This window comes from Metabacillus idriensis (assembly GCF_050483325.1).
Lineage (GTDB): Bacteria > Bacillota > Bacilli > Bacillales > Bacillaceae > Bacillus_P > Bacillus_P idriensis_A.
Map to the genome: position 1 here is coordinate 54,676 of NZ_JBCMYF010000012.1, position 26,011 is coordinate 80,686.

The 26,011-nt window shown below is 42.2% G+C and carries 22 protein-coding genes; 18 read left to right on the forward strand and 4 right to left on the reverse strand.

The window, feature by feature from the left end:
- Nucleotides 1–2: 2 nt before the first annotated feature.
- From ABEQ24_RS08740 to ABEQ24_RS08765, 6 genes are all read left to right on the forward strand, one after another.
- A complete protein-coding gene (locus ABEQ24_RS08740) occupies nt 3–1,355 on the forward strand; it encodes an ABC transporter substrate-binding protein (RefSeq protein WP_430006425.1) in 1,353 nt (450 codons plus the stop codon).
- Between the two features lie 92 nt (nt 1,356–1,447).
- Nucleotides 1,448–2,191 carry a glycerophosphodiester phosphodiesterase gene (locus ABEQ24_RS08745; protein WP_430006426.1) on the forward strand — a complete coding sequence of 248 codons (744 nt, stop codon included), beginning with the start codon at nt 1,448–1,450 and terminating at the stop codon, nt 2,189–2,191.
- 581 nt (nt 2,192–2,772) lie between these two features.
- A complete protein-coding gene (locus ABEQ24_RS08750; RefSeq protein ID WP_430006427.1) occupies nt 2,773–4,272 on the forward strand; it encodes an alanine/glycine:cation symporter family protein in 1,500 nt (499 codons plus the stop codon).
- A 259-nt stretch (nt 4,273–4,531) separates the two neighbouring features.
- Nucleotides 4,532–6,274 (forward strand): ABC transporter ATP-binding protein, encoded by a 1,743-nt coding sequence (locus ABEQ24_RS08755; protein ID WP_430006428.1) that lies wholly within the window; start codon nt 4,532–4,534, stop codon nt 6,272–6,274.
- On the forward strand, nt 6,255–8,075 hold the full coding sequence (locus ABEQ24_RS08760; protein WP_430006429.1) for an ABC transporter ATP-binding protein: 1,821 nt from the start codon (nt 6,255–6,257) through the stop codon (nt 8,073–8,075). Before ABEQ24_RS08755 ends, ABEQ24_RS08760 begins: the two co-directional genes overlap by 20 nt.
- 59 nt (nt 8,076–8,134) lie before the next feature.
- Entirely contained in the window at nt 8,135–8,662 is a 528-nt protein-coding gene (locus ABEQ24_RS08765; RefSeq protein ID WP_430006430.1) for a type 1 glutamine amidotransferase domain-containing protein, read from the forward strand.
- Nucleotides 8,663–8,754: 92 nt separating this feature from the next.
- Here ABEQ24_RS08765 and ABEQ24_RS08770 read toward each other — a convergent pair whose 3' ends face one another.
- The gene (locus ABEQ24_RS08770) at nt 8,755–9,960 is read right to left on the reverse strand and encodes an MFS transporter (protein ID WP_430006431.1); all 1,206 of its coding nucleotides are present in this window, start codon (nt 9,958–9,960) and stop codon (nt 8,755–8,757) included.
- Nucleotides 9,961–10,185: 225 nt separating this feature from the next.
- Here ABEQ24_RS08770 and ABEQ24_RS08775 point away from each other — a divergent pair, with 225 nt between their 5' ends.
- The gene (locus ABEQ24_RS08775; protein ID WP_430006432.1) at nt 10,186–10,518 is read left to right on the forward strand and encodes a DUF485 domain-containing protein; all 333 of its coding nucleotides are present in this window, start codon (nt 10,186–10,188) and stop codon (nt 10,516–10,518) included.
- A gap of 16 nt (nt 10,519–10,534) precedes the next feature.
- Nucleotides 10,535–12,064 carry a solute symporter family protein gene (locus ABEQ24_RS08780; RefSeq protein WP_430006433.1) on the forward strand — a complete coding sequence of 510 codons (1,530 nt, stop codon included), beginning with the start codon at nt 10,535–10,537 and terminating at the stop codon, nt 12,062–12,064.
- Between the two features lie 91 nt (nt 12,065–12,155).
- Here ABEQ24_RS08780 and ABEQ24_RS08785 read toward each other — a convergent pair whose 3' ends face one another.
- Nucleotides 12,156–12,341, reverse strand: a complete 186-nt coding sequence (locus ABEQ24_RS08785) for a hypothetical protein (RefSeq protein WP_430006434.1) — start codon at nt 12,339–12,341, stop codon at nt 12,156–12,158.
- 162 nt (nt 12,342–12,503) lie between these two features.
- Between ABEQ24_RS08785 and ABEQ24_RS08790 the strand changes: the two genes are divergently transcribed.
- The 10 genes from ABEQ24_RS08790 to ABEQ24_RS08835 all read left to right on the forward strand — a co-directional run bounded on the left by ABEQ24_RS08790 (nt 12,504) and on the right by ABEQ24_RS08835 (nt 24,847).
- Nucleotides 12,504–13,775: an ATP-binding protein gene (locus tag ABEQ24_RS08790; protein WP_430006435.1), complete on the forward strand. Its 1,272-nt coding sequence runs from the start codon at nt 12,504–12,506 to the stop codon at nt 13,773–13,775.
- 130 nt (nt 13,776–13,905) lie between these two features.
- Nucleotides 13,906–15,981 (forward strand): carbon starvation CstA family protein, encoded by a 2,076-nt coding sequence (locus ABEQ24_RS08795; RefSeq protein WP_430006436.1) that lies wholly within the window; start codon nt 13,906–13,908, stop codon nt 15,979–15,981.
- Entirely contained in the window at nt 15,974–16,177 is a 204-nt protein-coding gene (locus ABEQ24_RS08800; RefSeq protein ID WP_430006437.1) for a YbdD/YjiX family protein, read from the forward strand. Before ABEQ24_RS08795 ends, ABEQ24_RS08800 begins: the two co-directional genes overlap by 8 nt.
- An 84-nt stretch (nt 16,178–16,261) precedes the next feature.
- Nucleotides 16,262–18,532, forward strand: a complete 2,271-nt coding sequence (locus tag ABEQ24_RS08805) for an ATP-dependent DNA helicase (RefSeq protein ID WP_430006438.1) — start codon at nt 16,262–16,264, stop codon at nt 18,530–18,532.
- An 85-nt stretch (nt 18,533–18,617) separates the two neighbouring features.
- Nucleotides 18,618–18,770 (forward strand): hypothetical protein, encoded by a 153-nt coding sequence (locus tag ABEQ24_RS08810; protein ID WP_083328397.1) that lies wholly within the window; start codon nt 18,618–18,620, stop codon nt 18,768–18,770.
- Nucleotides 18,771–19,012: 242 nt separating this feature from the next.
- Nucleotides 19,013–20,152: an endonuclease gene (locus ABEQ24_RS08815; RefSeq protein WP_430006559.1), complete on the forward strand. Its 1,140-nt coding sequence runs from the start codon at nt 19,013–19,015 to the stop codon at nt 20,150–20,152.
- A gap of 107 nt (nt 20,153–20,259) precedes the next feature.
- Complete coding sequence (locus ABEQ24_RS08820; RefSeq protein ID WP_430006439.1) at nt 20,260–20,874, forward strand: flavodoxin family protein; 615 nt, start codon at nt 20,260–20,262, stop codon at nt 20,872–20,874.
- A gap of 19 nt (nt 20,875–20,893) precedes the next feature.
- Nucleotides 20,894–21,280, forward strand: coding sequence for a VOC family protein (locus ABEQ24_RS08825; protein ID WP_430006440.1), 387 nt, complete (start codon nt 20,894–20,896; stop codon nt 21,278–21,280).
- A gap of 151 nt (nt 21,281–21,431) precedes the next feature.
- Nucleotides 21,432–22,862, forward strand: a complete 1,431-nt coding sequence (locus ABEQ24_RS08830; protein WP_430006560.1) for an SLC13 family permease — start codon at nt 21,432–21,434, stop codon at nt 22,860–22,862.
- 80 nt (nt 22,863–22,942) lie between these two features.
- Nucleotides 22,943–24,847 carry an ABC-F family ATP-binding cassette domain-containing protein gene (locus tag ABEQ24_RS08835; RefSeq protein ID WP_430006441.1) on the forward strand — a complete coding sequence of 635 codons (1,905 nt, stop codon included), beginning with the start codon at nt 22,943–22,945 and terminating at the stop codon, nt 24,845–24,847.
- Nucleotides 24,848–24,941: 94 nt separating this feature from the next.
- Here the strand turns inward: ABEQ24_RS08835 and ABEQ24_RS08840 are convergent, their stop codons facing one another.
- On the reverse strand, nt 24,942–25,067 hold the full coding sequence (locus ABEQ24_RS08840) for a hypothetical protein (RefSeq protein WP_286166290.1): 126 nt from the start codon (nt 25,065–25,067) through the stop codon (nt 24,942–24,944).
- A gap of 98 nt (nt 25,068–25,165) precedes the next feature.
- Entirely contained in the window at nt 25,166–25,945 is a 780-nt protein-coding gene (locus ABEQ24_RS08845; RefSeq protein WP_430006442.1) for an SDR family oxidoreductase, read from the reverse strand.
- Nucleotides 25,946–26,011: the final 66 nt, after the last annotated feature.

Sequence of the window (26,011 nt, forward strand, 5' to 3'; positions counted from 1 at the left end):
AAATGAAAAAACTACTGCTTGTTTTATCATCTTTACTATTAATTATATTAGGTGCATGTTCAAATTCAGCAGGCACTGATGAGAGCGGAGAAGCTTCTGCAGAAAATTCATCCGGGAAAACGGAGGTCATCTTCTGGCATGCGATGAGCGGGGAGCTAGAAACAGTGTTAAATGATCTTGCAAAGGACTTTAACGGCTCGCAGGATGAAGTCGAAGTGAAACCTGTTTTTCAAGGCACTTATGAAGAGGCATTAACGAAATTCAATACAGTTGCAGGAACCTCAGATGCTCCTTCTATTATGCAAACATTTGAAGTAGGCACGAAATACATGATCGACAGCGGAAAAATCCAGCCTGTTCAAAAGTTTATCGATGAAGAAAATTTCGATACAGCACAATGGGAAAAAAACATTTCCAACTACTACACGGTTGACGGAAAGCAATATTCAATGCCATTTAACTCATCGACTCCTGTTCTTGTTTACAACAAGGATGCATTCAAAAAAGCAGGACTTGATCCTGAAAAAGCGCCTATGACTTACAGCGAGTTAAAAGAAGCAGCGGAAAAACTGACAGTAAAAGAAGGTTCGAACACCTCTCAATATGGTTTCTCAATCTTAAATTACGGATGGTTCTTTGAAGAATTGCTTGCAGCACAGGGCGGAGAATACGTAGATAATGAAAACGGCAGGAATGGAGATGCAGCAAAAGCAGTCTTCAATGATGAAAAAGGGTTAAATGTATTTACCCTTATCAATGATATGTACAAAGACGGCACGTTCTATAATGCAGGACAGAACTGGGATGATATGAGAGCTGCCTTCCAGTCAGGAAAAATGGCGATGTTCTTAGATTCATCTGCAGGAATTAAAGCGCTTGTAGACAATGCTCCGTTTGAAGTAGGCGCAGCTTACCTTCCAGTTCCTGATGAAGCGGAACGTGAAGGAGTCATCATCGGAGGCGCATCTCTATGGATGTCAAAAGATATCAGTGAAGAAAAGCAAAAAGGTGCATGGGAATTCATGAAGTATTTATCAACTCCCGAAGTACAGGCTAAATGGCACGTTGAAACAGGTTACTTTGCCATTAACCCTGAAGCATATGAACAGGACATTGTAAAAGAACAATGGGAGAAATACCCTCAATTGAAAGTAACGGTTGATCAGCTTCATGACACGAAAGCAAGTGCTGCGACGCAGGGTGCATTAATCTCTGTCTTCCCTGAATCAAGACAAAAAATTGTATCAGGAATGGAAAGTCTTTATCAGGGTATGGATCCTCAAAAAGCATTAGATCAGGCAGCGAAAGAAACAGATCGTGCTCTTGAAACAGCAGAAAAGAAACAAGGCAAATAATACAGGGAGCTGACGAATCAGTCACCGCGAGATTCGTCTGTTCCCCTTTTGAAAGAATTTTAGAATGACATCATAGAAAGGAGTACAAAACCTTGAGTAAGCGAGTTGAAATATATGCACACAGGGGATGCAGCGGAGAGTATCCGGAGAACACACTGGCGGCGTTTGAAGCAGCGTGTGAGATTGGAGCGGACGGCATTGAGCTGGACGTGCAGATGACAAAAGACGGAGAAATCGTTGTCATTCATGATGAACGGATTGACCGGACAACAAATGGAATCGGATTTGTTAAAGATTTCAGGTACAAACAATTAAAGCTGTTTGATGCTGGCAGCTGGTTTCATCCCAAGTATTCACGGCAAGTGATTCCGTCTTTACAGGATGTTTTAGATTTAATCAAAACGAGCGGTCCTGAAATGAAAGTAAATATTGAACTGAAAAATGATGTCCTTTTCTATGACGGAATGGAAGAAAAAGTGCTTGACTGTATTCACCGATCTGGAATGGCGGACTCTGTCATTCTCTCATCCTTCCAATTTAAAAGCATGGGGAAAATACGAGAGGCGGACAGCAGCATTCAAACGGCCCTTTTATTCGAGGGAATCCCATCTAATATCATCGAAGAAGCAAGGAAGGTTCGCGCGAATGCTCTCCATTCTGAAGCTTCTTTTGCTGTTTCAGCTGCTGGAAAGAGAACAATTGAGGCAGGGTATCCGCTCAGAGTTTTCACAGTCAATCAGACTGATAAACTGGAGACTATGACAAGTTCAGGTGTTTCCGCGATTATTACTGACTACCCAGAATTATTTTTAAAGAATAAGAGTGTGCCTTTTTAGGTGCATTCTTTTTTTTAGGCTCTTTTCGTAAATATTTTTGTTTTAGACTAGATTTTTAAAATCATTAGTGGCTTGTAGCGGAAGGAACTTGACTCCTGCGGGAAAATAGAGCGAAATGGAAGACCCTGCAGGCTCGCCGAGGAGGCTTCCACGCTCCCCGCGGAAAGCAAGATCCTGCAGCGGAAAGGAACGGACAATATTTATGTTCAAAAACTACAATCGATGCGAAAACAGCCTTTTTTAAAAGATAAGAAAGTATAAAATTTTGCGCTTCGATGTCTAGCTCCATCGCCCAACTCCTCGGCCAGAACGGATCCGCCAATAAAGGCAAAAAGCGCCTTTACTGGCGGATCCTTATCTGTCTGTCGGAGCTAAACGGGCGCTTGCGCTTTTCCGATGTCACTTTTTTTAACACGTAATGTAAGGAAAAAGAACCGCGGTATATAGGGATTGTTTGCGTTTTCATCCTTTAAAAACACGACATATGGCACATATTCTATCAAAATAGTGATTGTACAGTTATGACTTATCCCTTATAATCTAAAAAGAAAGAAAATTCAGTATTATGAGGGGGATTTTTATTGGAGGCGTTTGTTAATAGCTTAAACAGTGTTCTCTGGAGCACGCCCGTTATTTACATTTGTTTGGCTGTAGGTTTGCTTTTCTCCATCTTGACCCGATTTATGCAGGTGCGTCATATCAAGGATATGGTGCTGCTGATGTTTCAGGGGAAAAGCTCTGAAGCAGGAGTTTCTTCTTTTCAGGCATTATCCATTGCGTTATCAGGCCGTGTAGGTACAGGAAATATCGCTGGTGTTGCCACTGCGATCGGCTTCGGCGGACCGGGAGCAGTATTTTGGATGTGGGCCATTGCCTTCATTGGAGCATCAAGTGCTTATATTGAATCAACATTGGCTCAGATTTATAAAGTGAAACAGGACGGACAATACCGCGGGGGTCCGGCTTATTATATTGAAAAAGGAACTGGATGGAAATGGTACGGCATTATTTTTGCATTCGCTGCTTTACTAGCGATGAGCTTGCTGATGCCTGGTGTTCAAGCGAACTCCATTGCGCTTGGCCTTGATAATGCATTTGGTTTAAGCCCTGTTATTACTGGTTTAGGACTTATCATTGTTTTAGCACTTATTATATTTGGCGGAGTTAAGAGGATTGCAAACGTAGCACAGGTAGTAGTGCCATTTATGGCGCTTGGCTACATCCTGGTTGCTCTAGTCATTATTGCTTTTAATATTACAGAGCTGCCTGCAGTTATTGCCCTGATTTTTAAAAGTGCATTTGCGCTCGATTCTGCATTTGGCGGAATCGTTGGAATGGCGATTGCTTGGGGAGTAAAGCGCGGAATCTACTCAAATGAAGCGGGTCAGGGTACAGGACCTCACCCAGCTGCTGCAGCTGAAGTTTCGCATCCGGCAAAGCAAGGATTAGTTCAAGCATTTTCTGTTTACATTGATACTCTTTTCGTATGTTCAGCTACAGCATTTATGATTTTATTCACTGGCATGTACAACACACAAGCTCCGGATGGAACGTACATTGCCAATCAACTTGGAGCTGAAGTAGAGCCTGGACCTGTTTTTACACAGGCTGCCGTAGAATCGGTTATTCCAATTCCGGGATTCGGTTCAGGGTTTGTTGCGATTTCACTGCTTTTCTTCGCTTTTACAACAATTATGGCGTATTACTATATCGCTGAGACAAACATTGCTTACTTAACGAGGGGGAAAAGCAATAAAATCCCGATGTTCCTCGTAAAAGTCGTCCTCCTTGGAGCAACATTCTATGGATCTGTTAAAACAGCATCCTTAGCCTGGGCTTTAGGAGACGTTGGGCTTGGAATCATGGTCTGGCTGAACTTAATCGCCATCTTGATCTTGGCCAAACCGGCGCTTATCGCTCTAAAAGATTATGAAGCTCAAAAGAAGCAAGGTCTTGATCCAGTGTTTGATCCAGTAAAGCTTGGCATTAAAAATGCAGATTTCTGGGAACACGAATACAAATATGAAGACCCAGGCACAGATTCTGTGCTGGATAAAAAAGACCGGACGCTGAATTCTTAACCGGCATGACCTCTTGTCAACGACAAGAGGTCTTTTTATGTTGATTAAGAGATCTGTGAAGCTTTTTGACACATTGGTCATTGCCTGCTAATGGATACGCTCATGACGGTGTATCTTTTTTTAATGCGTGAAACAAAAAGAATGAAAATCTAAATATTCAAATTTTAACCAATAAAGAGTATGATAGAATAAATGAAATTCAAGATATTAGTCTGGTTAAATATGTACATAGAATGATGCAATGTTTGGAGGCAGCCATATGTCGAAAGTGTTTTCTTTGCTAAAGCCTTACCGTCTTGCGATGGGGGTGGCTCTGACCCTCATGCTGATTGAACTTGGAGTTGAGCTGCTGCATCCGCTGTTAATGGCGAAAATAATAGATGATGGCATCTTGAAAAATGACTTATCTGTTGTCATCTATTGGGGCAGCGTCATGGTCGGAATTTCAATAGCTGCATTTGCTGCAGGGGTGACGAATTCCTTTTTTGCGGCTCATGTCAGTCAGAGCTTCGGGTATGATGTACGCAAAGATTTATTTGTGAAGGTTCAGTCCTTTTCTTTTGCAAATTTCAGCCTGTTTCCTTCTTCATCTCTGATTACGAGGATGACAAATGACGTGACACAGCTTCAGAATACGATCTTTATGAGCCTGCGCATCATGCTTCGTGCGCCCCTTTTAATAGCAGGGGGGACGATCATGGCTCTAATCGTCAATTTTAAGCTCGCTCTCATTCTCTTAATTTCGATTCCACTTTTAATAGGCTTTCTGATATGGATGATGAAAAAAGGAAGCGGCATGTTCAAGGCCGTTCAGGACCGGCTTGATTCCGTTAACGGTGTCATGCAGGAGAATCTGACTGGAATGCGGATTATTAAGGCTTTTTTGAGAAGAAACTATGAAGTCTCAAGATTTACGCAAGCAAATGAGGAGTTGAAAAACGGGACTGTTTCAGCACTCAGACTGATGGAAGTTGCCATGCCTGTCTTATTATTAGTCATGAATATCAGTATCCTCGGCATTCTGTGGTTTGGCAGCATCAATGTCGGTACAGGGGATGCAAAGGTTGGGGAGGTCGTGGCAATTGTAAATTATGCGCTGCGGATTTCTTCGGTATTATCGATTTTTTCCTTTATCATCATGGCTTTTTCGCGTGCAAAAGCATCAGCAGGACGAATTAATGAGGTCTTAGAGACAGAGGCTGATTTGACCGATTCGGCTGATGCAGAAGAAACAAGTGTGATTGAAAAAGGTGAAATTGAATTTAAATCCGTTTCTTTTTCTTATCCGGGAACGAATACCGCTGTTTTGAATAACCTTTCCTTTACTGTGAATGCAGGTGAGACGATTGCCCTGCTCGGTGCAACAGGCTCAGGCAAATCGTCCATTTTCAATCTGATTCCAAGGCTTTATGATGTGTCTCTCGGAGAGATTTATATTGATGGTAAGAACCTTCTGGATATGAAGCTTGAAAATCTGAGGGGGCAAATTGGTTTTGTTCCGCAGGAATCTCTTTTATTCACAGGATCGATCAGAGAGAATATTGCTTGGGGAAAAGATGGGGCATCACTTGAAGAAATCAAGGAAGCGGCCATAAATGCACAGATTCATGAAACCATTGAAAGACTCCCAGACGGATATGATACAAGAGTCGGTCAAAAAGGAGTCAATCTTTCCGGAGGCCAAAAACAAAGGCTGTCAATAGCAAGAGCACTAGTCCGCAAGCCTAATTTACTTTTGCTTGATGACAGCACAAGCGCTCTTGATCTAGCAACAGAGGCAAGGCTATTAAAGGCGATAAAAACATATGAATGCACGGTTTTTATCATTACACAAAAAATCAGCACGGCTATGGAAGCGAGCCAGATCCTCCTGCTTGATGACGGGGAAATTCTCGCTCAGGGCACACATCATGAATTAATGGAAGAGTCTCCGCTGTATCAGCGCATCTATGAATCCCAGTTTGGAGAGGAGGCCCTGCAGGATGTTCAAAGAGCTAAGTAAACCATTCAAGTATCCAAAAGGAAAACAGGACGAACCTGTCCAGAAAAAAACAGTAAAACCCAAAAACTGGTTTGCGACAATTACAAGAGTCTGGTCGTATCTTTCTTTGAATAAAGGATTGCTAACCCTGGTTCTTTTGATGGTGGTGCTCAGTTCTGCTTTGGCGCTTCTTGGTCCTTATTTAATAGGAAGAGTCATTGATGATTTTATTGTGACAAAAGAAAGCAGCGGATTTGTGAAATTGCTGATTGCTCTTGTTGGTATTTATATCGTTCAGTCCATCTCTCTGCTGCTGCAGAACATCTGGATGATCGGCATCGCGCAAAATACGGTTTTTACGATGAGAACACAGCTTTTTCGTCATCTGCATAGTCTGCCGATTTCGTACTTTGATAAACGTCAGCACGGGGAACTGATGAGCAGGGTTACGAATGATATTGAAAATGTCAGTTCGACCCTGAACAGTTCTGTTATTCAAATTTTCTCAAGTATCCTGACACTTGCAGGCACAATAGGAGTCATGCTCTGGCTGAGTCCGCTGCTTACGCTAATTACACTGACCATCATCCCTATCATGTTCTTTGGGATGAGGTGGATCACAAATAGAACAGGGAAATTATTCAAAGCACAGCAGCGGAACTTGGGAAATCTAAATGGCTATATTGAAGAAACCATTTCAGGCCAGCGTATTGTCAAGACGTTTTCACAGGAGCAAAAAGTGACAACTGAGTTCCTGGAAAAGAGTCAGCTGCTTAAAGGAGCAGGGTTCTGGGCCCAGACGATATCCGGCTTTATTCCGAAGCTTATGAACGTTCTGAACAATTTAAGTTTTGCGGTGATTGCAGGAGTGGGAGGTATTCTCGTTCTGAATGGCCTTGTCACAATCGGTGTCATCGTGATTTTCACTGAATACTCCAGACAGTTCACAAGACCTTTAAATGAGCTTGCGAATCAGTTCAATACGATTCTCTCTGCTGTAGCTGGTGCGGAAAGAGTGTTTGAAATTCTGGATGAAGACGAGGAAATGAAAGATGAGAAAGATGCTTCAAACCTTCAGGGTGTGAAGGGAGAAGTAATCTTTGACAGGGTCACTTTCTCTTATGAAGAAGAACAGCAGACGGTTCAAAATTTGAGCTTTACAGCATCTCCCGGTGAAACGGTAGCCATCGTCGGACCTACCGGTGCAGGGAAAACGACGATGATCAACCTGTTATCCCGGTTTTACGATCCTGATGCCGGAAAGATTCTGATTGATGGAACGGAAAGCGTGAAAATCAGGCGGAGCAGTCTGAGAGAGCATATGGCATTTGTCCTTCAGGATCCATTCCTGTTTAAAGGAACCATTATGGAAAACATTCGGTACGGCCGCTTGGATGCCGCGGATGAAGAAGTGATCAGGGCTGCAAAAGAAGCAAATGCCCATTCTTTTATCATGAAAACAAAAAATCAATATGAAACGGTTCTTACGCAGGATGGAAGCGGAATCAGCCAGGGGCAAAAACAGCTGCTGTCCATCGCAAGAGCGATCCTTTCAAGTCCTGTTATTCTTGTACTGGATGAAGCGACAAGCAGCATTGATACGATTACAGAGCTCAAAATCCAGGAAGCCCTTCAGAGATTGATGAAAGGCAGAACAAGTTTTGTGATTGCGCACAGGCTGAATACGATTCAAAAAGCGGACCAGATTCTTGTGCTTGAGAATGGGACACTGATTGAAAGAGGAAGCCATGAGTCTCTTCTTCAAGAAAAAGGATTTTATTACGGGCTCTATCAAAGCCAGCTGAAAGACGAGGTTGTATGAAGGTCACCTGTTTTTAAATAGAGAAACGGTCATGCTATACTGAAACTGGAGGTGGAACAATGCGTTTATCAAATAAAAAAGTCATTGCGCTGGTCAGTGCGGATTTTGAAGATCTTGAATTATGGTACCCTGTGCTTCGGCTGCAGGAAGAAGGGGCTTTAGTCCACTTAGTTGGCGAAAAAGCAGGCGAAACCTATATCGGAAAGTATGGCGTTCCTGCAACATCGGATTATGCATTCGGCGATATCCGTTCTGAAGACTATGACGCCATTTTGGTTCCCGGAGGATGGGCGCCTGATAAATTAAGAAGATATCCAGAGGTTCTTCAAATGGTGAAGGACATGCACGAAAAAGAAAAGCCGATTGGACAGATCTGTCATGCAGGCTGGGTTTTGATTTCAGCTAAAATCCTTGAAGGCAGAAATGTAACAAGTACACCAGGCATTAAAGACGATATGGAGAATGCAGGTGCAGCGTGGCATGACGAAGCGGTTATAGTTGACGGACACATCATCTCAAGCAGAAGACCGCCAGATTTGCCTCCTTATGTGAAAGCATTTGCGGATGTACTTGCTGAAAAAGAATAAGAAGACAAAAACCTTCCGGATGCTCCGGAAGGTTTTATTCATAGCCTGAAAATTGATAGAGTCTTTGTGACGTCTACGTTCAGCCTGTTCTTTTAATCCAGCACTTTTGCCTTCGTTTCTTTTCCAAGAATCAGGACAGCAAGCACCCCGATTAAAATGGATACGCAGAAAATCGTGAAGATCGATGTAATGGATGATTCTGCCGCAACGAGGTATCCCACAAGCAGCGGTCCTAAAATTCCTCCGATGCGGCCGAAAGAGGCTGCCATACCGGCTCCTGTTCCTCTGACGGCTGTAGGATATTGCTCTGGCGTATAGGCGTAAAGCGCGCCCCATGCTCCTAAGTTAAAGAATGAAAGGAATATTCCTGATGTAAGCAGCAGAGTGAGAGATTCTGCCGTTCCAAAGAAATAAGCGCTGATTGCTGTACCGACTAAATAAGTCGTTAAAACAAATTTCCGTCCAAATTTTTCTATAAACCAAGCTGCTGTAAAATAGCCCGGTAATTGAGCAAGAGTCATAATAAGTACATACTGGAAACTTTTAATTAAACTGAAGCCCTTCAGAACCATGACACTTGGCAGCCATAAAAACATGCCGTAGTAAGAGAAGACGACACAGAACCAAAGTATCCACAGCATCGTCGTCTGACGGATGTAATCCTTTGACCAAACCATTTTGATGTTTTCCATGATGGAAGGCTTCTGTTCTTTCCTGATTGCTAAAAACTGGGGAGAGTCGGGAAGCTTGATCCGTAAGTACAGTGCATAAAATGCAGGCAGCGCACTTAGAAGCAGAGCCGTTTGCCATCCAAAGCTTGGAATAACGAAATATGAGATAAGTGCGGCAATGAGCCATCCTGCAGCCCAGAAACTTTCAAGCAGGACAACAATCCGTCCCCGCTTTTCAGGTGCTACACTTTCAGATACTAAGGTTGATGCAACAGGAAGTTCTCCTCCAAGGCCCATACCAACAAAAAACCTTAAAATGAGGAAGGCAGTTAATGTCGTTGTAAAAGCAGACAGTCCGCTCCCGATTGAAAAGAGAAGCAAGGTAATAATAAAAACATGTTTTCGTCCGATCCGGTCAGATAATAATCCAAAGACGAGGGCGCCAACAGCCATTCCGATTGAATTCATGCTGCCGATCCATGCCATTTGTTTCACGCTTAACCCCCATTCAGATTGAAGCGCGGCTATAATAAATGAGAGCATTCCAACATCCATGGCATCAAACAGCCAGCCAAGTCCTGCAATTCCAAGCAGCTTGCGGGTTGGAAGTGTATTCTTTTTCTCCATCATATCCTCCTTAACAGCTTTCACCGATAATAGAATGCAGTAATCTTTCTTATTTTAGTCTACCTTCTGAATTATATCTATCTTTGGATGAGACTAAAGGAGGTTATTTTTAAAAATAAGTTATCTAAATTTACATATTTTTCAGATAAATATATAATGAGAGGGTAAAAAATTGTAATAAGGAGGGCTGGTTTTTAAAACTATTATTTAAAGGGGGAACAGGCAGTGAGTAATGAAAAGCAGCAATTAAAGTCCGCGCAGTCCTCAGTCGATTACACCAAAATTGTTCAGTCACAATCCTTTCAAAAACTGCTTCAGGCAAAAAGAAGTTTTATCCTGCCAATGTCTTTATTTTTCTTAGCCTTTTATTTTACATTGCCGGTGTTAACGGCTTATTCAACAGTACTGAATGAGTATGCAGTCGGCCCGATCAGCTGGGCATGGGTCTTCGCTTTTGCCCAATTTATTATGACTTGGACTTTCTGTATGCTATATTCCAGCCGGGCAAAGAAGTTTGACCAAATCGTAGAAGAAATTAAAGCCGAGGCAAAAAGGTAAAGGAGGACACTTACAAATGAACATGCTTGCATTTTCTCTCTTTTTAGGAATCGTAATAATGACATTGTTTATTACTTATTTTGCCTCTAAACGTACAAAAACTACCAGTGATTTTTACACCGCAGACAGCAGTTTAACCGGCTTCCAAAATGGTCTTGCCATCGCTGGCGACTACATGTCAGCTGCTTCTTTTTTAGGAATCGCAGGAATGATAGCGCTTTCTGGATTTGACGGATTCTTTTACAGTATAGGATTTTTAGTTGCGTATCTTGTGGTGTTGTACATAGTGGCTGAACCTCTTAGAAATTTGGGGAAATACACAATGGCTGACATGATAGCGGCAAGGTTTAATAATAGTAAGGTGCGCGGTGTTGCGGCGCTGAATACGATTTCTATTTCGATCTTTTATATGATCGCGCAGCTAGTAGGTGCAGGAGGACTTATTCATCTGCTGCTCGGAATTGACTATGTGTATTCTGTTTTGATTGTCGGAACGCTGATGACCATCTATGTTGTATTCGGAGGAATGACTGCAACGAGCTGGGTGCAGATTGTAAAAGCTGTTCTTCTAATGATCGGTACATTTATTATTTCGGTGATTGTGTTTGCTAAATTCGATTTCAGCATCATGAAAATGTTCTCTGAGATGCAGACGGCGACACCGCTTGGTGAGAGCTTTTTAAACCCAGGGAACAAGTTTACAAATCCGCTGGATACGATTTCTCTGAATCTGGCGCTTGTGCTTGGAACAGCGGGTCTTCCCCATATCCTGATCCGTTTCTTTACCGTAAAAGATGCCATTACAGCTCGTAAATCCGTTGTTTATGCAACATGGATTATCGGGGCATTTTATGTGATGACTGTCTTTTTAGGTTTTGGAGCTGCAGCGTTTGTCGGCTATGACAATATCGTAGCTGCCAATTCAGCCGGGAACATGGCAGCGCCATTGCTTGCAGAAGCGATAGGCGGAGATTTCTTATTTGCCTTTGTTTCAGCAGTGGCATTCGCCACTATACTTGCTGTTGTAGCGGGACTTGTGCTGTCAGCCGCTTCTGCATTTGCCCATGACTTCTACAGCCATATTCTTCGCAGGGGAGAAGCAACGGAGAAGGAGCAGGTTGTGGCAGCCAGATGGGCATCAATCGGTGTGGCTGTTCTTTCAATTCTTCTTGCATTGTTTGCCCAGAACATGAACGTAGCATTTTTAGTTGCACTTGCCTTTGCTGTTGCAGCAAGCGCAAACCTTCCAATTCTCTTGCTCACGATTTTCTGGAAACGGTTTAATACAGCAGGAGCAGTTGCAGGTATGCTGACTGGCTTGTTCAGTTCTCTTATTCTCGTAGCCCTCAGTCCGAATGTATGGTCACCGGAGGCAGGAGCAGCGATTTTCACGGGAGATCCTTTATTCAGCCTGTCTAATCCGGGGATTGTTTCTATCCCGCTTGGATTCCTGGGCGCTTACATCGGAACGGTCGTTTCAAGTAAAAAAGAAGATGCGAAGAAATTTGATGAGATTCTTGTGAAGGCTAATACTGGAATGAAATGAGTTGAAAAAAATCCTCCTGCTTAATAGCGGGAGGATTTTTTTTATGTGGCAGGCAGGGAATTGAGAGATTTTTGCTATCTGGGCTTAGAGATTAATCACTTGAAGATTGATTTTTCGTTTTATGTTTCTTTTTCTCATCTTGCAGTCCGATTTTTACTTCTTCAGTGGGGATTGCATCAACGGTCATTTCATTCTCCCGTTCAATTAATGTTTTTCCGTCACGGCCTGGAATTTGCTCAGGATTATCCTGTTTATGCTTATTCTTTTTATCGGTCATGCCAAAAACACCTCCATGCTAGTACAAATACCTGTTTTACAGGGGTTTAAAACATCAATTAAACGTTTGTTTAAATAGTTTGTTAATTCAAAATACAAAGAGGAGTTATGCGGTTTTTGTCGAATAAGAACTAAAAACATACATATAATTGGGGAAATTACGATGCTTGCAGAGAAGTTAATATTACACGTTTTGATCGTTTTGGTTCCTGTCTTAATTTATTCGGTAATTCTTGAAAACAAGCGCATTACGGCATCACCTTACTTCTTTGGAATTATATACGGAATTGCGTCTTTTTTGTGCATGATCTTCTCGTTTTATGATTACGGTCTATATTGGGATTTAAGATATGTCCCGATGGTCCTTGCATTGCTGTATGGAGGCCCTGCTGCAGGCTTAATTGTTTTTCTGTTCATTCTGCTGGCAAGAACATACGTAGGCGGGGAAGCAATCTTGTTTGGATATATAAGCGCCTTCCTTGCACTGATTGGACCTTTCCTGTTTTCAAAGCGCTTCAGAAAGTACAAGCCTAAAAAAAGGATTCAGCTTTCAATCATTATTGGATTTTGGCCCGCTGTGGTTCAGCTATGTATTCTGATTTCTTTTTTAATCACATCTGATTACACATTCACCAGCAGTAAGAAACTATTAATTTATGTGTTCATCTTCGGAATTTTACAAGTCATTGCCATAGGAATAGCTGCTAAACTGCTTGAAGCAGGCATTGAGCGAAAGATGATGAAGCAGGAAATTATCCGTACAGAAAAGCTTAATACAATCGGAGAGCTTGCCGCATCCATAGCACACGAGGTGCGTAATCCTCTGACCGTTGTAAAAGGTTTTTTACAGCTGATGGAAAAAGAAAAGAAAAATGATGAGCAATATATGCGGTTAATATTGAGTGAAATTGGCCGAGCTGAGTCCATTCTGAATGATTACTTGAATTTTGCTAAGCCGAAGCTGAAAAAAATAGAAGAATTTCAGCTTTCAGAAGCAATACATAATGTTGTCTATTTATTGAATGCGCTCGCAGTGAAGCAGGGGGTGAAGTTATCCTGCCAGCTGCAGCCGGGTCTTTATATTGAAACAGACCGAAGTCAGCTAAAACAGGCGCTTGTCAATCTGATTAAAAATGCCATTGAAGCTACTCCTGAAGGGGGAATAGTCAGGGTGCAGCTTTTTTTAAAAAATGGACATGCACATACAGTCATTTCAGATACAGGCAAAGGCATGAATGCGGATCAGCTTTCTAAAATCGGCACAGTTTTTTATTCTACCAAGGATAAAGGAACCGGACTCGGAACAACCGTGTCTCTGCGCATTATTGAAACTATGAAAGGAAGAGTAGCTTATAAGAGCGAGCTTGGCTCCGGCACTGAGGTGATCATGATTCTTCCGATAAAAAACAAAAATAAGCGAGGTGCTCCACAGTAGAATCATACTGTGGTTTTTTCTTTCTTTAAACCTTATCTAAAATCCTACTATTAACCTACTAAATAATTATTTAAAAATTCAGACATCAAACGTATAATAAGTTTGTATGTTACAGAAGGGATGATGGCAGATGAAAGCTTTAAGATCGATAATTATTTGGGGGTTAGTCTCCGCGCTTGGAGCAGCAGGATTTGCAGTCATCGCTCTCAATCAGGGTGAGAGCATTAACGCCATTTGGCTGCTGACAGCAGCTGTTTGTTCGTATGCGGTTGCTTACCGTTTTTACAGCCGTTTTATAGCTAATAAAGTATTTGAGCTTGATGACAAGCGTGAGACACCTGCAGAAACACACAATGACGGCAAGGATTATGTGCCGACAAACAAATGGGTATTGTTTGGCCATCACTTTGCAGCCATCGCGGGAGCGGGACCGCTTGTAGGACCTATACTCGCTGCACAAATGGGCTATTTGCCGGGAACGATCTGGATTATTGTCGGGGTTATCCTTGCCGGAGCGGTGCAGGATTTCATTATTTTGTTTGGTTCTATGCGCCGAAAAGGTAAATCATTAGGGGAAATGATTAAAGAGGAAATTGGTCCGATAACGGGAATCATTGCCATGGTCGGTATACTTGGAATTATGATTATCTTATTAGCAGTACTCGCTCTCGTTGTTGTGAAAGCGCTTGTAGGAAGTCCGTGGGGCATGTTTACGATAGCAGCTACGATTCCGATTGCTGTATTCATGGGCATATATATGAGATATATCCGGCCTGGAAGAGTTGGAGAAGGTTCTATAATCGGGGTCGTTCTTCTGCTTTTATCGATCTTCCTGGGACAGCATGTTGCCGAAACTCCGGAACTTGCCAAGCTGTTTACATATAAAGGTGAAACGATTGCTATTTTAATGATTATATACGGTTTTATTGCTTCTGTTCTGCCGGTTTGGCTGCTGCTTGCTCCAAGGGATTATCTAAGTACATTCCTGAAGGTCGGAACGATTGTAGGTCTTGCACTTGGAATTATCGTTGTGGCTCCAGATCTGCAGATGCCGTCTGTTACACCATTTATAGATGGAACAGGCCCTGTGTTTGCAGGAAATATGTTTCCGTTTTTATTTATCACAATCGCATGCGGTGCCGTTTCAGGCTTTCATGCTCTAGTTTCTTCCGGCACGACGCCGAAAATGATTGAAAGAGAATCACATGCGCGGCCAATCGGATACGGTGCTATGCTCACTGAATCCTTTGTTGCTGTTATGGCGATGATTGCTGCATGTGTGCTTACGCCAGGTATCTATTTTGCTATTAATAGTCCGCCAGCCCTGATTGGCACGGAAGCTGTACAGGCCGCAGCAACGGTTTCGAGCTGGGGTTTTACAATAACGCCGGATGATTTGACAGCGCTTGCAGATGATGTTGGAGAAGAGACGGTTCTCTCAAGAACTGGAGGTGCTCCAACGCTTGCCATCGGAATGGCTTATATTTTTTCTGAAGTCATTGGCGGTAAAGCTCTTATGGCTTTCTGGTACCATTTCGCCATCCTGTTTGAAGCCTTATTTATTCTCACAACCATTGATGCTGGAACAAGGGTCGGGCGCTTTATGATTCAGGATTTATTGGGTCATATATATAAACCTTTGGCCAGAACAGAATATCTTCCCGCAAATATTCTTGCAACTGCACTTTGTGTTTTTGGCTGGGGATATTTCCTCTACCAGGGTGTTATCGATCCGTTAGGCGGAATCAACACACTGTGGCCGCTGTTTGGCATCGCCAATCAGATGCTGGCAGGAATTGCGTTGCTGCTTGGAATGACAATTCTTTTCAAAATGGGCAAAAAAGCGTACGTTTGGATCACTCTTGTTCCGACGACCTGGATTTTAATCGTGACCATGACAGCCGGATGGCAAAAGCTTTTTCATGAAAATCCGAAGATTGGATTCCTGTCACATGCAAATCTGTTTAAAGGGGCGCTTGATAAAGGAGAGGTGCTGGCACCTGCTGCAAATGCAGCCCAGATGAAGCAGGTATTGATAAATGACTACGTGGATGCGGCTCTTTGCGCCATCTTTATGATTGTAGTAATAGCTGTCTTGATTTCAGCCATCCGCATTTGGATTAAGGTATTGACGAACAAGGAGACTACTTTGCACGAGGCGCCTTATATTGCGAGATCCGAAGGAGACATAAGCCACCATGTATAAGAAACTGTCCTCTATTTTTAAGTTCAGAAAACAGTTTATCAGTTTGCTCGCGGGTGTTCCAAGCTATGAAAAATATGTGGAACATATGATGATCCAGCACCCGGGCCAGCCGGTCCAAAGCAGAAAGGAATTTTTCTGCGAGGCACAGGAAGCACGCTACAACGCAAAAGGCGGCAAGGTTTCGCGCTGCTGCTGATTAGTATGAAATCGCTCATCTTTTGGTGGGCGATTTCTTTTTATCTTATAAGCTAACTGATAAACTAATAACAGGTGATGCCGAATGAACGAAGTGCATATATCAGTCAGAGCACTAGTAGAATATGTTTTCAGAGCTGGAAGCATAGATTCAAGATTCAGAACTTCAGCAACGATGACAGAAGGAACAAAAGCACATCAGACGATTCAGAAAACTTACGGGGAAGCGGATCAAAAAGAAGTGTTTTTACAGACTGTCATCCTGCATAATCATCTTTCTTTTATTATTGATGGGAGATGTGATGGTCTTTTATTATCTGAGGATATGCCATATATTGATGAAATAAAATCAACTGCCGGCGATCTTTCTTTATTAAAAGAAGATTCACATCCGGTTCACTGGGCTCAGGCTAAATGCTACGCATTTGCAGTTTTAAAAGAAAGAGAACTTGATCAAATAGGGGTGCAGCTGACTTATGTCAGTGTACAGTCAGGTGAACAAGTCAGGTTCAGAAACACGTTTTCATCTGCAGATCTTGATTTTTTCATGAAGGAATTGGTAAAAGCCTATTCACCTTATGCAGAATTAAGAGCCGCACACCAAAAGAAACGGGATAAAAGTATAGAAGAGTTATCTTTTCCTTTTGAGACATACAGAGAGGGGCAAAGGAAGCTTGCTGGCACAGTCTACAAAGCGATCCAAGACAAGACGGACTTGTTCGCTCAAGCATCAACAGGGATCGGGAAAACCGTTTCGACCGTCTTTCCGGCTTTGAAAGCCATGGGAGAAGGCAAATTAGATAGACTCTTTTACTTAACAGCCAAAACGATCACAAGAAAAGCAGCAGAAGATACCTTTTCCTACATGGAAACAAAGGGACTGTGCTTTAATACGGTTACGATTACAGCAAAGGACAAAGTTTGTTTAAAGGATGAGACCCGCTGTCAAAAGGATTACTGCGAATTTGCAAATGGTTATTATGACAGGATTAATGGAGCGGTGCTTGATATCCTCTCAAATGAAACCCGTTTAACATCAAATGTCATGAAGGAATATGCACTAAAACATACAGTATGTCCCTTTGAATTTTCATTAGATCTCGCATCAGCTTCAGACGGCATGATTTGTGATTACAATTATGTGTTTGATCCGCGTGTTTCCTTAAAACGTTTTTTTGATGAACAAAAGAAACAATCGGTCCTGCTGATTGACGAAGCTCATAATCTGGTTGAGCGGGGTCGGGCGATGTTTTCTGCAGACTTAAGGAAATCGGATTTTCTTCAGCTGAAAAGAGAGTTTAAACGAGGCGGTATCTTTAAACATGCGAAGAACATAAATGATTATTTTATTGCCCTTAAGAAACAAGTTGAAAATCAGCCGATGCTGATGAAGGATTTGCCTCAGGAGCTGTTAGAACTTCTGGAACCTTTTGTTCAAGAAGCAGAGAAAGAGCTTTTAAATGGAAATCCGTCGCAGCTTCTCCTGGATTGCTACTTTCATGCCCAGACATTCATGAAAATGTCGAAGCTCTATGATGAGAGATATGTGACGACAGCAGAAACAGATAGAAAAGAGACGATGATTAAACTGCTATGTCTGGATCCTTCTTTTCTTCTTGGGCAGATAAAAAAACCGTTTCGCTCAAGTATCCATTTTTCAGCGACGCTTTCTCCCATCCAATTTTACATGGATATGCTTGGAGGAACCTCTGATGATTATCAAGTGAAAATCCCCTCACCATTTGCCAGAGAAAACCTTGGTGTCTTTATTAAGCCGATTTCCACCAGATATCATGACAGGGAGAAAAGCAGGGAGCCAATCTCTCAAGTGGTTATACAGCTGCTTGAAGAACGAAGCGGAAACTACCTTATTTTTTTCCCTTCTTACGTTTATATGAAGGAAGTATATGAGTCTTTGACAGAGGTGAATCCGTCATTTGAAATGATGATTCAGCAGCCTCAGATGACAGAAGCAGAGAGAGAAGCTTTTTTAGATGCATTCCAAGAAAACAGCAGTAAGACAATGATTGCATTTGCTGTAATGGGCGGGATTTTTTCTGAAGGTGTTGACCTTATAGGCAACCGGTTAAATGGGGTTATCGTTATTGGAGTAGGTTTGCCTCAGATAGGATTTGAGAGAAATATTATGAAAGCTTATTTTCAGCAGACGGGAAAAAACGGATTTGACTATGCCTATGTTTTCCCGGGGATGAACAAAGTTCTGCAGGCGGGCGGCAGGCTGATTCGTTCTGAAAAAGATACTGGAACCATTGTGCTTGTTGATGACCGTTTTTTATCGGACAAGTACCAAATGCTTCTGCCGTATGAGTGGAAGAACTTTGTCATTTTAAACTGAGACCTCTTTTCCATTCATTCAAACTCTCTGTACAAGGGTTTTTAATCTGCGTATAGGGGTAAAAAGGGAAAAGAGGTGATAATAAATGAGTGAATTTTTAAAGGACTTCTTCCTTTTTATAGGCGGATTCTTAAATATCGGAGTCATCCTGATGTTTGTTGTACTTGTTTTTGTCGTAATAGGGGTCAAACGAAAAAACAAACGCAAGGCCGGGCATATGAAAGATCAAAATCACTAATAGGCGGAAAAGATGCACTTCAGACAGAGGTGTATTTTTTTGTGTGCTTATTGATACAGGCCGCACTAGTCTCATTCTCTCATCTTTTGCTAAAAAGCAGGATAATGACGTAAATTTACAAAATCATCATAAATAGTTAATGTTTCCATAGTATTCTATTTCGGTAATCAATCAGAAGAATGAGGAGGAATACCGTTTTGCTTAAAAACAAACATGCTGCACGATTCGTAAAACTGGCACTTATGCTTAGTTTTTTTATCCCGATGTTTCAAGTCTCACCGTCACAAGCTTCGACTGGTGAAGGGACCTGGACAGCTCCGTATTCAGTCTCTCAGGCGAATGGTGATCAAAATGGTTCTGTTAAAACGGTTAAAGGCTACGTTGTTGGGCAGCCGACTGCAACGAGCACGGTAGTGACAGCCAATTATCCAAACGATTATGCACTTGCTCTTTCGGATTCACCATTAGAAACAAGTACTTCTAAAATGATTTATGTTCAAATTCCATCCTCTTTCAGAACACAATTTGGATTAAAAACAAACCCTTCTCTAAAAGGCACGGAAATAAAAGTAACCGGAAAACTTGCAGCCTATTTTTCTCACACAGGAATAACGGGTACGGCAGCTATGGAAAAACAAACTGGAACTACTGATCCCACCGACCCTGCAGATCCAACAGATCCAGAGCCTCCTTATGATGACACCTACTATCAGTCAGCGGTCGGAAAAACAGGTGAAGCTTTAAAGACAGAACTTCATAATATTATAGACGATCATAGAGAACTTTCTTATGACAATGTTTGGGATGCACTCCGGAACACAGATGAAGATCCAAACAATTCGAGTAATGTCATTTTGCTTTATACAGGGCGTTCACAAAGCAAGCTTACAAACGGCGGAAATGTGAATGACTGGAACAGAGAGCATGTCTGGGCAAAATCACATGGCGATTTTGGAACAAGTGCCGGTCCAGGAACAGATATTCATCATTTAAGACCGACAGATGTTTCAGTAAACAGTTCAAGAGGAAACCTTGATTTTGATAATGGAGGATCACAGCACTCTGAAGCTTTAGGAAACTACTATGACTCTGATTCCTGGGAGCCTAGAGATGCGGTTAAAGGCGATGTGGCCAGGATGTTATTTTACATGGCTGTCCGTTATCAAGGAGACAGCGGCGAGGTGGATCTCGAGCTGAATAATAATGTGAATAATGGAACAGCCCCGCTGCATGGGAAAATGTCTGTTTTGCTTGAATGGCACAGACAAGATCCGGTTGATGCACGGGAAAGAAGAAGGAATGACATCATCTACAAAGACTATCAATACAACCGGAATCCATTCATTGATCATCCTGAATGGGCAGATGCCATCTGGAACTAAGTAATACCTTAAAGCCTCCCAAGCAGCAGCGGGAGGCTTTTAATGTTTGATGAAATAAGAAAAAGGCAAATAAATGATTATAAATGAATTGAAAAGGAGACTGGATCATGCTGAAAGCTCTCTACTTAAATTGTTCTTTAAAAAAGGGAAACGAACCTTCCAACACGGAATCTTTAATGAGACAATCACAAAAACACATGGTAAATGAACATGTTCAAACAGAAGAATTGCGCATATCGGACTACAATATTGCATTTGGAATGGCTGAAGATATGGGACGAGGCGATGATTGGCCACTGATTATGAAAAAAATAGCCGATGCTGATATTGTTGTAATAGGCACTCCTCTTTGGCTTGGAGAAAAAAGCAGCATTGCTTCTCTTGTGATGGAAAGACTTTATGCATCCAGCAGTGAAACGAATGAAAAAGGACAGTCTATTTATTATAATAAGGTAGGAGGCGTGGCTGTAACAGGCAACGAAGATGGCGCGAAGGAAGCAGCCCGTTCGATTTTATACGGAATGCAGCACATCGGATTTCTTATCCCGCCTAATGCCGATGTGTATTGGGTTGGAGAAGCAGGTCCAGGTCCTTCCTACATGGAAGCAGGGAAAGAAAATGCGTTTACTATCAAGAATACGAAAACGATGAGCTTAAATTTAGTTCACTTGGCGAGGCTGCTGGCTGAGCATCCGATTCCTGCTGCGGGAAATACACTATAAACTAATTGGGGTGTTTGTTATGATTCTTAATCAATCTATTCAGCATGTGAGTCTTTCTGTAACCAATCTTGAGATGGCAAAGCATTTTTATGAAAACATATTATGTTTAAAAGAATTGGATAGACCGCCATTTGATTCTGATGGCGCCTGGTACGAAATCGGCTCACAGCAGATTCATCTTATTGTGGATGAAGATTCGCAAACGCTGAGAAAGCAGCATACCCTGAATTCAAGAGAAGGCCATCTGGCACTGAGAATCGGTAATTATAAAGAGGCTTTAGACTGGCTTATTGGGCATCATATAGAATATCGGGAAGATGTAAACGGAGTGAGCGGTTTTGATCAAATATACTTCAATGACCCTGATGGAAATTTAATTGAATTGAATGTTGAACAAAATAAGTAAGACGGAGAGAGGCTGTTTATGCTCTCTCTTTATTATTTAGGAGATTGATTAGCGTGCTATAGTCATAACACAATTCGACATTTCCTTGGAAATAAATAAAGGTATTTGCAGGTTCCTGTAGAAATGGGTGGGTGGAGGTGGAGATGAAATGATGAAAGCAAAAGTGTATACAACTCCCAAGTTAATAGGTTTGTTTCTTGGGCCAATCAGTTTTTTACTCTTATTTTTACTAATACCTGAAGCAGAGCTTACACATGCTCCGCGAGCTGTTCTGGCTGTCACAGCGTGGATTGCCATTTGGTGGATTACCGAAGCGATTCCGATTCCTGCCGCCTCATTGATGCCGCTTATCCTTTTGCCGATCATGGGCGGTCTTGATATTGATTCGGCAGCAAAAGCCTACGGGAATCCGACTGTCTTTATGTACATGGGCGGATTTATTATCGCCATAGCGATTGAAAAATGGAATTTACATAAGCGGATCGCCTTATATATTTTAAAAATCATCGGCACAGAGAGTCATAGGATCGTTCTAGGAATGATTTTGGCAACAGCCTTTCTTTCCATGTGGATTTCAAACGCAGCTACGGCTTTAATGATGCTTCCTGTTGCGCTTGCCTTGATAAAAGAGGTAAAAGCAAAGGAAATATTAAAAGGAGAATCTTTTCACCAATTCAGTAAATCGATTCTCTTATCTGTTGCGTATGCCGCTTCTATAGGAGGGCTCGCAACACTTGTTGGATCTGTGCCGAATGCAGTATTTGCTGCCATGTCACGGGAAATGCTCGACCGGGAAATTATGTTTTTTGAGTGGTTCTTATTTGGGTTTCCAATCACGGTCATTTTGCTTGTGATTCTTTATTTCTATCTGACTAAGATGCAATTTAAAGTGGAATTTGAAAACGGCAAGGAAACAGATTTTATTAAAAAGGACTTAAAGGCGCTCGGCTCCATGAGTACAGAAGAGAAGTGGGTAGGATTGGTCTTTTCAGTAACCGCTTTCTTATGGATGTTTAAGTTTATTTTGCCGTTTGCTGTCTCGGACACCGCTATTGCGATTTTTGGAGCGCTGCTTCTTTTCTTGATTCCAAGCAAAAAAGGAGAAAGGCTCCTTGAGTGGAATGACATGAAACAGCTGCCTTGGGGACTGCTCTTATTATTTGGAGGAGGGCTGTCGCTTGCAGAAGGTTTTTCTGCATCGGAGCTGACAGAATGGATCGGCAGTAAATTGAATCTTCTTGAAGCTTTTCCATATTTGCTGATTATTATCATTTTAACAGCAGCCATCTTGTTTATGACGGAAATCATGTCTAATACAGCGGTATCTAACATGATTATCCCGATCACAGTCGGTCTTGGTCTTGCAATTGGTGTTCAGCCTTATGGATTAATGGCTGTAGCAGCGCTTGCATCTTCATGTGCATTTATGCTGCCGATCTCAACACCGCCAAATGCAGCTGTATTTAGTGCAGATGTACTGAAAATCTCTGACATGGTGCGTGCCGGTTTCTGGATGAACATTGTATGCATCCTTATTATTGTGTTAGGCGTTTATTTCTGGCTTCCGGTTATCATAAATTAAGGAAAAAGAGGTTATGCTAGTTTTTCTGCATCTAACTGCTGTACAATATAATGAAATATTGTATAAGGGCGGATACGTAAATGAGCATTCTTTCTGTAGAGAATTTATATAAAACATACGGTGAAAAAACACTGTTTGACCATATTTCCTTTTCAATTGCTGAAAGGCAGAGAATTGGATTAATCGGGACAAATGGAACAGGGAAATCAACCCTGTTGAAATATCTTTCAGGGCTTGAGACAGTTGAAGAAGGAAAAATGATTCATGCGAATTCGTTTCATATTGAATACCTTCCGCAGCAGCCTGAGCTTGAAGAGGAATTGACAGTCCTTGAGCAGATCTATTACGGAGACTCGCTGATCATGCGTGCGATGCGTGATTACGAGCTTGCTCTTTCTGAGCTGGAAGCAGATCCGGCTAATGAAAAGAAACAGACCAAGCTTCTTTCCATGCAGCAAAAAATGGATGAAAATGATGCGTGGGAAGCAAGTACGGTTGCGAAAACGGTTCTGACCCGTCTCGGTATTTCTGATTTTTCAAAACCGGTCAGGCTTTTATCCGGGGGCCAAAAGAAACGGGTTGCGATTGCTAAAGCATTGATTCAGCCGGCAGATCTGCTGATTCTCGATGAGCCTACAAATCATCTGGATAATGAAACAATTGAATGGCTGGAGTCTTTTCTGGCGCAATACAAGGGTTCAATTCTTCTAGTGACACATGATCGTTATTTTCTTAACCGGGTGACAAACCAAATATTCGAATTAGAATATGGCAAGCTGTATGTGTATGAGGGAAACTATGAAGTATTTCTGGAGAAAAAAGCAGAGCGTGAATTTAATGCCGAGCAGTCTGAAAGCAAGCGCCAAAATCTGCTGCGCAGAGAACTGGCCTGGCTTAGACGAGGCGCAAAAGCCCGTACCACTAAACAAAAAGCACGCATCGGACGTGTGGAAGACCTTCAGGATCAGGAAGGGCCTGCTGCAAAACAGAGCGTGGATTTTGCCATCGGATCAATAAGACTAGGGAAAAAAGTTATTGAACTTGATCATGTTTCAAAAGCTTTTCAGGACCGCGCATTAATGACAAATGTAGATTATCTCGTTGTTCCGGGAGAGAGACTTGGTATTATCGGACCTAATGGAAGCGGGAAGTCGACGTTATTGAATATCATAGCGGGACGCATTCAGCCTGACAGCGGAAACGTTGAAATTGGCGAAACCGTTAAAATCGGCTATTACACTCAGGATCATGAGGCGATGGATGAAGATTTGCGCGTTGTCGAATATATCAAAGAAGTCGCGGAGGTTGTGCAGACAGTCGATCATCAAACGATCACAGCTGAACAAATGCTTGAACGCTTCATGTTCCCGAGATCGATGCAGTGGACGTATATCCGCAAGCTATCAGGAGGCGAACGCCGCCGATTGTATTTGCTTAAAGTACTGATGCAAGAGCCAAACGTTCTGTTCCTGGATGAGCCTACAAATGACTTAGACACACAAACACTAAGCGTCCTTGAAGATTATCTTGATCAATTTCCCGGTGTTGTCGTCACCGTATCCCATGACCGTTATTTTCTTGACCGGGTAGTGGATCATCTCCTTGTTTTCGAAGGCGCAGGCAAGGTCAGCCGATTTCAGGGAAGCTACACTGATTACATGGATACAAAAAAAAGAATGAAGGATGCTGAAAGTGCGGCACAGGCTCCTAAAGTTCAAGAAACGTCGGCAGCTCCGAAGCAGAGAAAAAAACTTTCCTATAAAGAGCAGCAAGAATGGGATGTAATTGAAGATAAGATCGCAGAACTGGAAGAAAAAAGAGAAGAGCTTGAAGGGAAGATCGCTTCAAGCGGCAGCGACTATGGCAAGATTCAGCAGCTCATGGAGCAGCAGCAGGCAATTGATGCTGAGCTAGAAGCTACAATGGAGCGCTGGGAAGAACTTTCGCTGATGGTTGAAGAAATTGAAAATGCGAAGCAGCAATAAGCGGATTTAAACAACCCGGAAAGAAATTCTTTCCGGGCTGTTTGCTTTTTTGAAAGACCAGAAAGTCGGAGTTAAGCAGTCGGTTCCGCTTTTCTTATTTTTTTAGGTCTTTTTTCGTTTCTTCACTTCGGATGTTGATCTCTTTAGAGAATTCAGCATCCTGCTTCTTGTTGTTCGGGTATTTGTTTTTGGATTCACGATTATCGTTTTTGTTAGTCAAGACAAACCCTCCTTTTGTACAGGTTAGAGGTTTATTTTGGGCTAACTGAAGCTTTTTTATCCTAAAAAAAACACCTTCTTAATAGAAGGCGCGGCAGGTTAAAGCAATGATTCTGCTCCATCAATATAGACTTCTGTTCCAGTGATATGACTTGATAAATCGGAGGCAAGGAAATAAACGAGATCGGCTACTTGCTCAGGAGAGCCGGCTTTCTTTTCTAAAGGCTGTTCACCCTCTGGAAACTCGACCGGAATCTCCACTTTTTCTATGTTTTCTTCTTCAGCAAAGGTATTGCTGTCGATGTTCGTTTCAATGGCTCCAGGACAAATCATATTGACCCTGATTTTATATCCTGCAAGCTCCAGAGCTGCCATTTTTCCGAATCCGACCTGCCCTACTTTTGACGTGCTGTAGGCTGAACGGCCAAATCCGCGGTATAAGCGGTTGCCGTTAATAGAACTTGTGATGATGATGCTTCCGCCCTTTTTTTTCATATAGGGAATTGCATATTTGACGCTTAGAAAGGTGCTTCTTAAATTCGTGTTGATTGTTTGATCCCAGTCCTCGGGAGAAAGATCCTCAATAGGGGTCCATCTGCCATTGATCCCCGCGTTGGCAAATACAATATCGATTTGTCCCCAAGTGCTGAATACTTTTTGATAGCTGCTCTCCATACGTTTTGCATCGGATACATCGCACTCAACAATGATGGCCTCGCCGTTTTTGGCTTCAATGGCCGATTTCACTTTTTTGGCATTATCTTCTTTTATGTCTAAAAGAGCGATTTTTGCTCCTTGTTCAGCAAGTTTTATCGCGGCAGCTTCTCCAATGCCGGAGCTTGCGCCAGTAACAATCGCTACTTTGCCTGATAGATTCATAATGGGGACAGCCTCCTTATTATTGCACTTTTCTTGGTATTATCCCCTTTTTGGCAATTAAGGAAA

Excerpts from the sequence above, each read along its gene's own strand:
- ABEQ24_RS08770 (WP_430006431.1), bottom strand. The coding sequence starts at position 9,960 with ATGGAGAAAAAGAATACACTTCCAACCCGCAAGCTGCTTGGAATTGCA.
- ABEQ24_RS08800 (WP_430006437.1), top strand. The coding sequence starts at position 15,974 with ATGTATAAGAAACTGTCCTCTATTTTTAAGTTCAGAAAACAGTTTATC.
- ABEQ24_RS08780 (WP_430006433.1), top strand. The coding sequence starts at position 10,535 with ATGAACATGCTTGCATTTTCTCTCTTTTTAGGAATCGTAATAATGACA.
- ABEQ24_RS08760 (WP_430006429.1), top strand. The coding sequence starts at position 6,255 with ATGTTCAAAGAGCTAAGTAAACCATTCAAGTATCCAAAAGGAAAACAG.
- ABEQ24_RS08810 (WP_083328397.1), top strand. The coding sequence starts at position 18,618 with ATGAGTGAATTTTTAAAGGACTTCTTCCTTTTTATAGGCGGATTCTTA.
- ABEQ24_RS08835 (WP_430006441.1), top strand. The coding sequence starts at position 22,943 with ATGAGCATTCTTTCTGTAGAGAATTTATATAAAACATACGGTGAAAAA.
- ABEQ24_RS08785 (WP_430006434.1), bottom strand. The coding sequence starts at position 12,341 with ATGACCGATAAAAAGAATAAGCATAAACAGGATAATCCTGAGCAAATT.
- ABEQ24_RS08790 (WP_430006435.1), top strand. The coding sequence starts at position 12,504 with ATGCTTGCAGAGAAGTTAATATTACACGTTTTGATCGTTTTGGTTCCT.
- ABEQ24_RS08820 (WP_430006439.1), top strand. The coding sequence starts at position 20,260 with ATGCTGAAAGCTCTCTACTTAAATTGTTCTTTAAAAAAGGGAAACGAA.
- ABEQ24_RS08795 (WP_430006436.1), top strand. The coding sequence starts at position 13,906 with ATGAAAGCTTTAAGATCGATAATTATTTGGGGGTTAGTCTCCGCGCTT.
- ABEQ24_RS08830 (WP_430006560.1), top strand. The coding sequence starts at position 21,432 with ATGAAAGCAAAAGTGTATACAACTCCCAAGTTAATAGGTTTGTTTCTT.
- ABEQ24_RS08845 (WP_430006442.1), bottom strand. The coding sequence starts at position 25,945 with ATGAATCTATCAGGCAAAGTAGCGATTGTTACTGGCGCAAGCTCCGGC.
- ABEQ24_RS08825 (WP_430006440.1), top strand. The coding sequence starts at position 20,894 with ATGATTCTTAATCAATCTATTCAGCATGTGAGTCTTTCTGTAACCAAT.
- ABEQ24_RS08815 (WP_430006559.1), top strand. The coding sequence starts at position 19,013 with ATGCTTAGTTTTTTTATCCCGATGTTTCAAGTCTCACCGTCACAAGCT.
- ABEQ24_RS08805 (WP_430006438.1), top strand. The coding sequence starts at position 16,262 with ATGAACGAAGTGCATATATCAGTCAGAGCACTAGTAGAATATGTTTTC.
- ABEQ24_RS08765 (WP_430006430.1), top strand. The coding sequence starts at position 8,135 with ATGCGTTTATCAAATAAAAAAGTCATTGCGCTGGTCAGTGCGGATTTT.
- ABEQ24_RS08755 (WP_430006428.1), top strand. The coding sequence starts at position 4,532 with ATGTCGAAAGTGTTTTCTTTGCTAAAGCCTTACCGTCTTGCGATGGGG.
- ABEQ24_RS08740 (WP_430006425.1), top strand. The coding sequence starts at position 3 with ATGAAAAAACTACTGCTTGTTTTATCATCTTTACTATTAATTATATTA.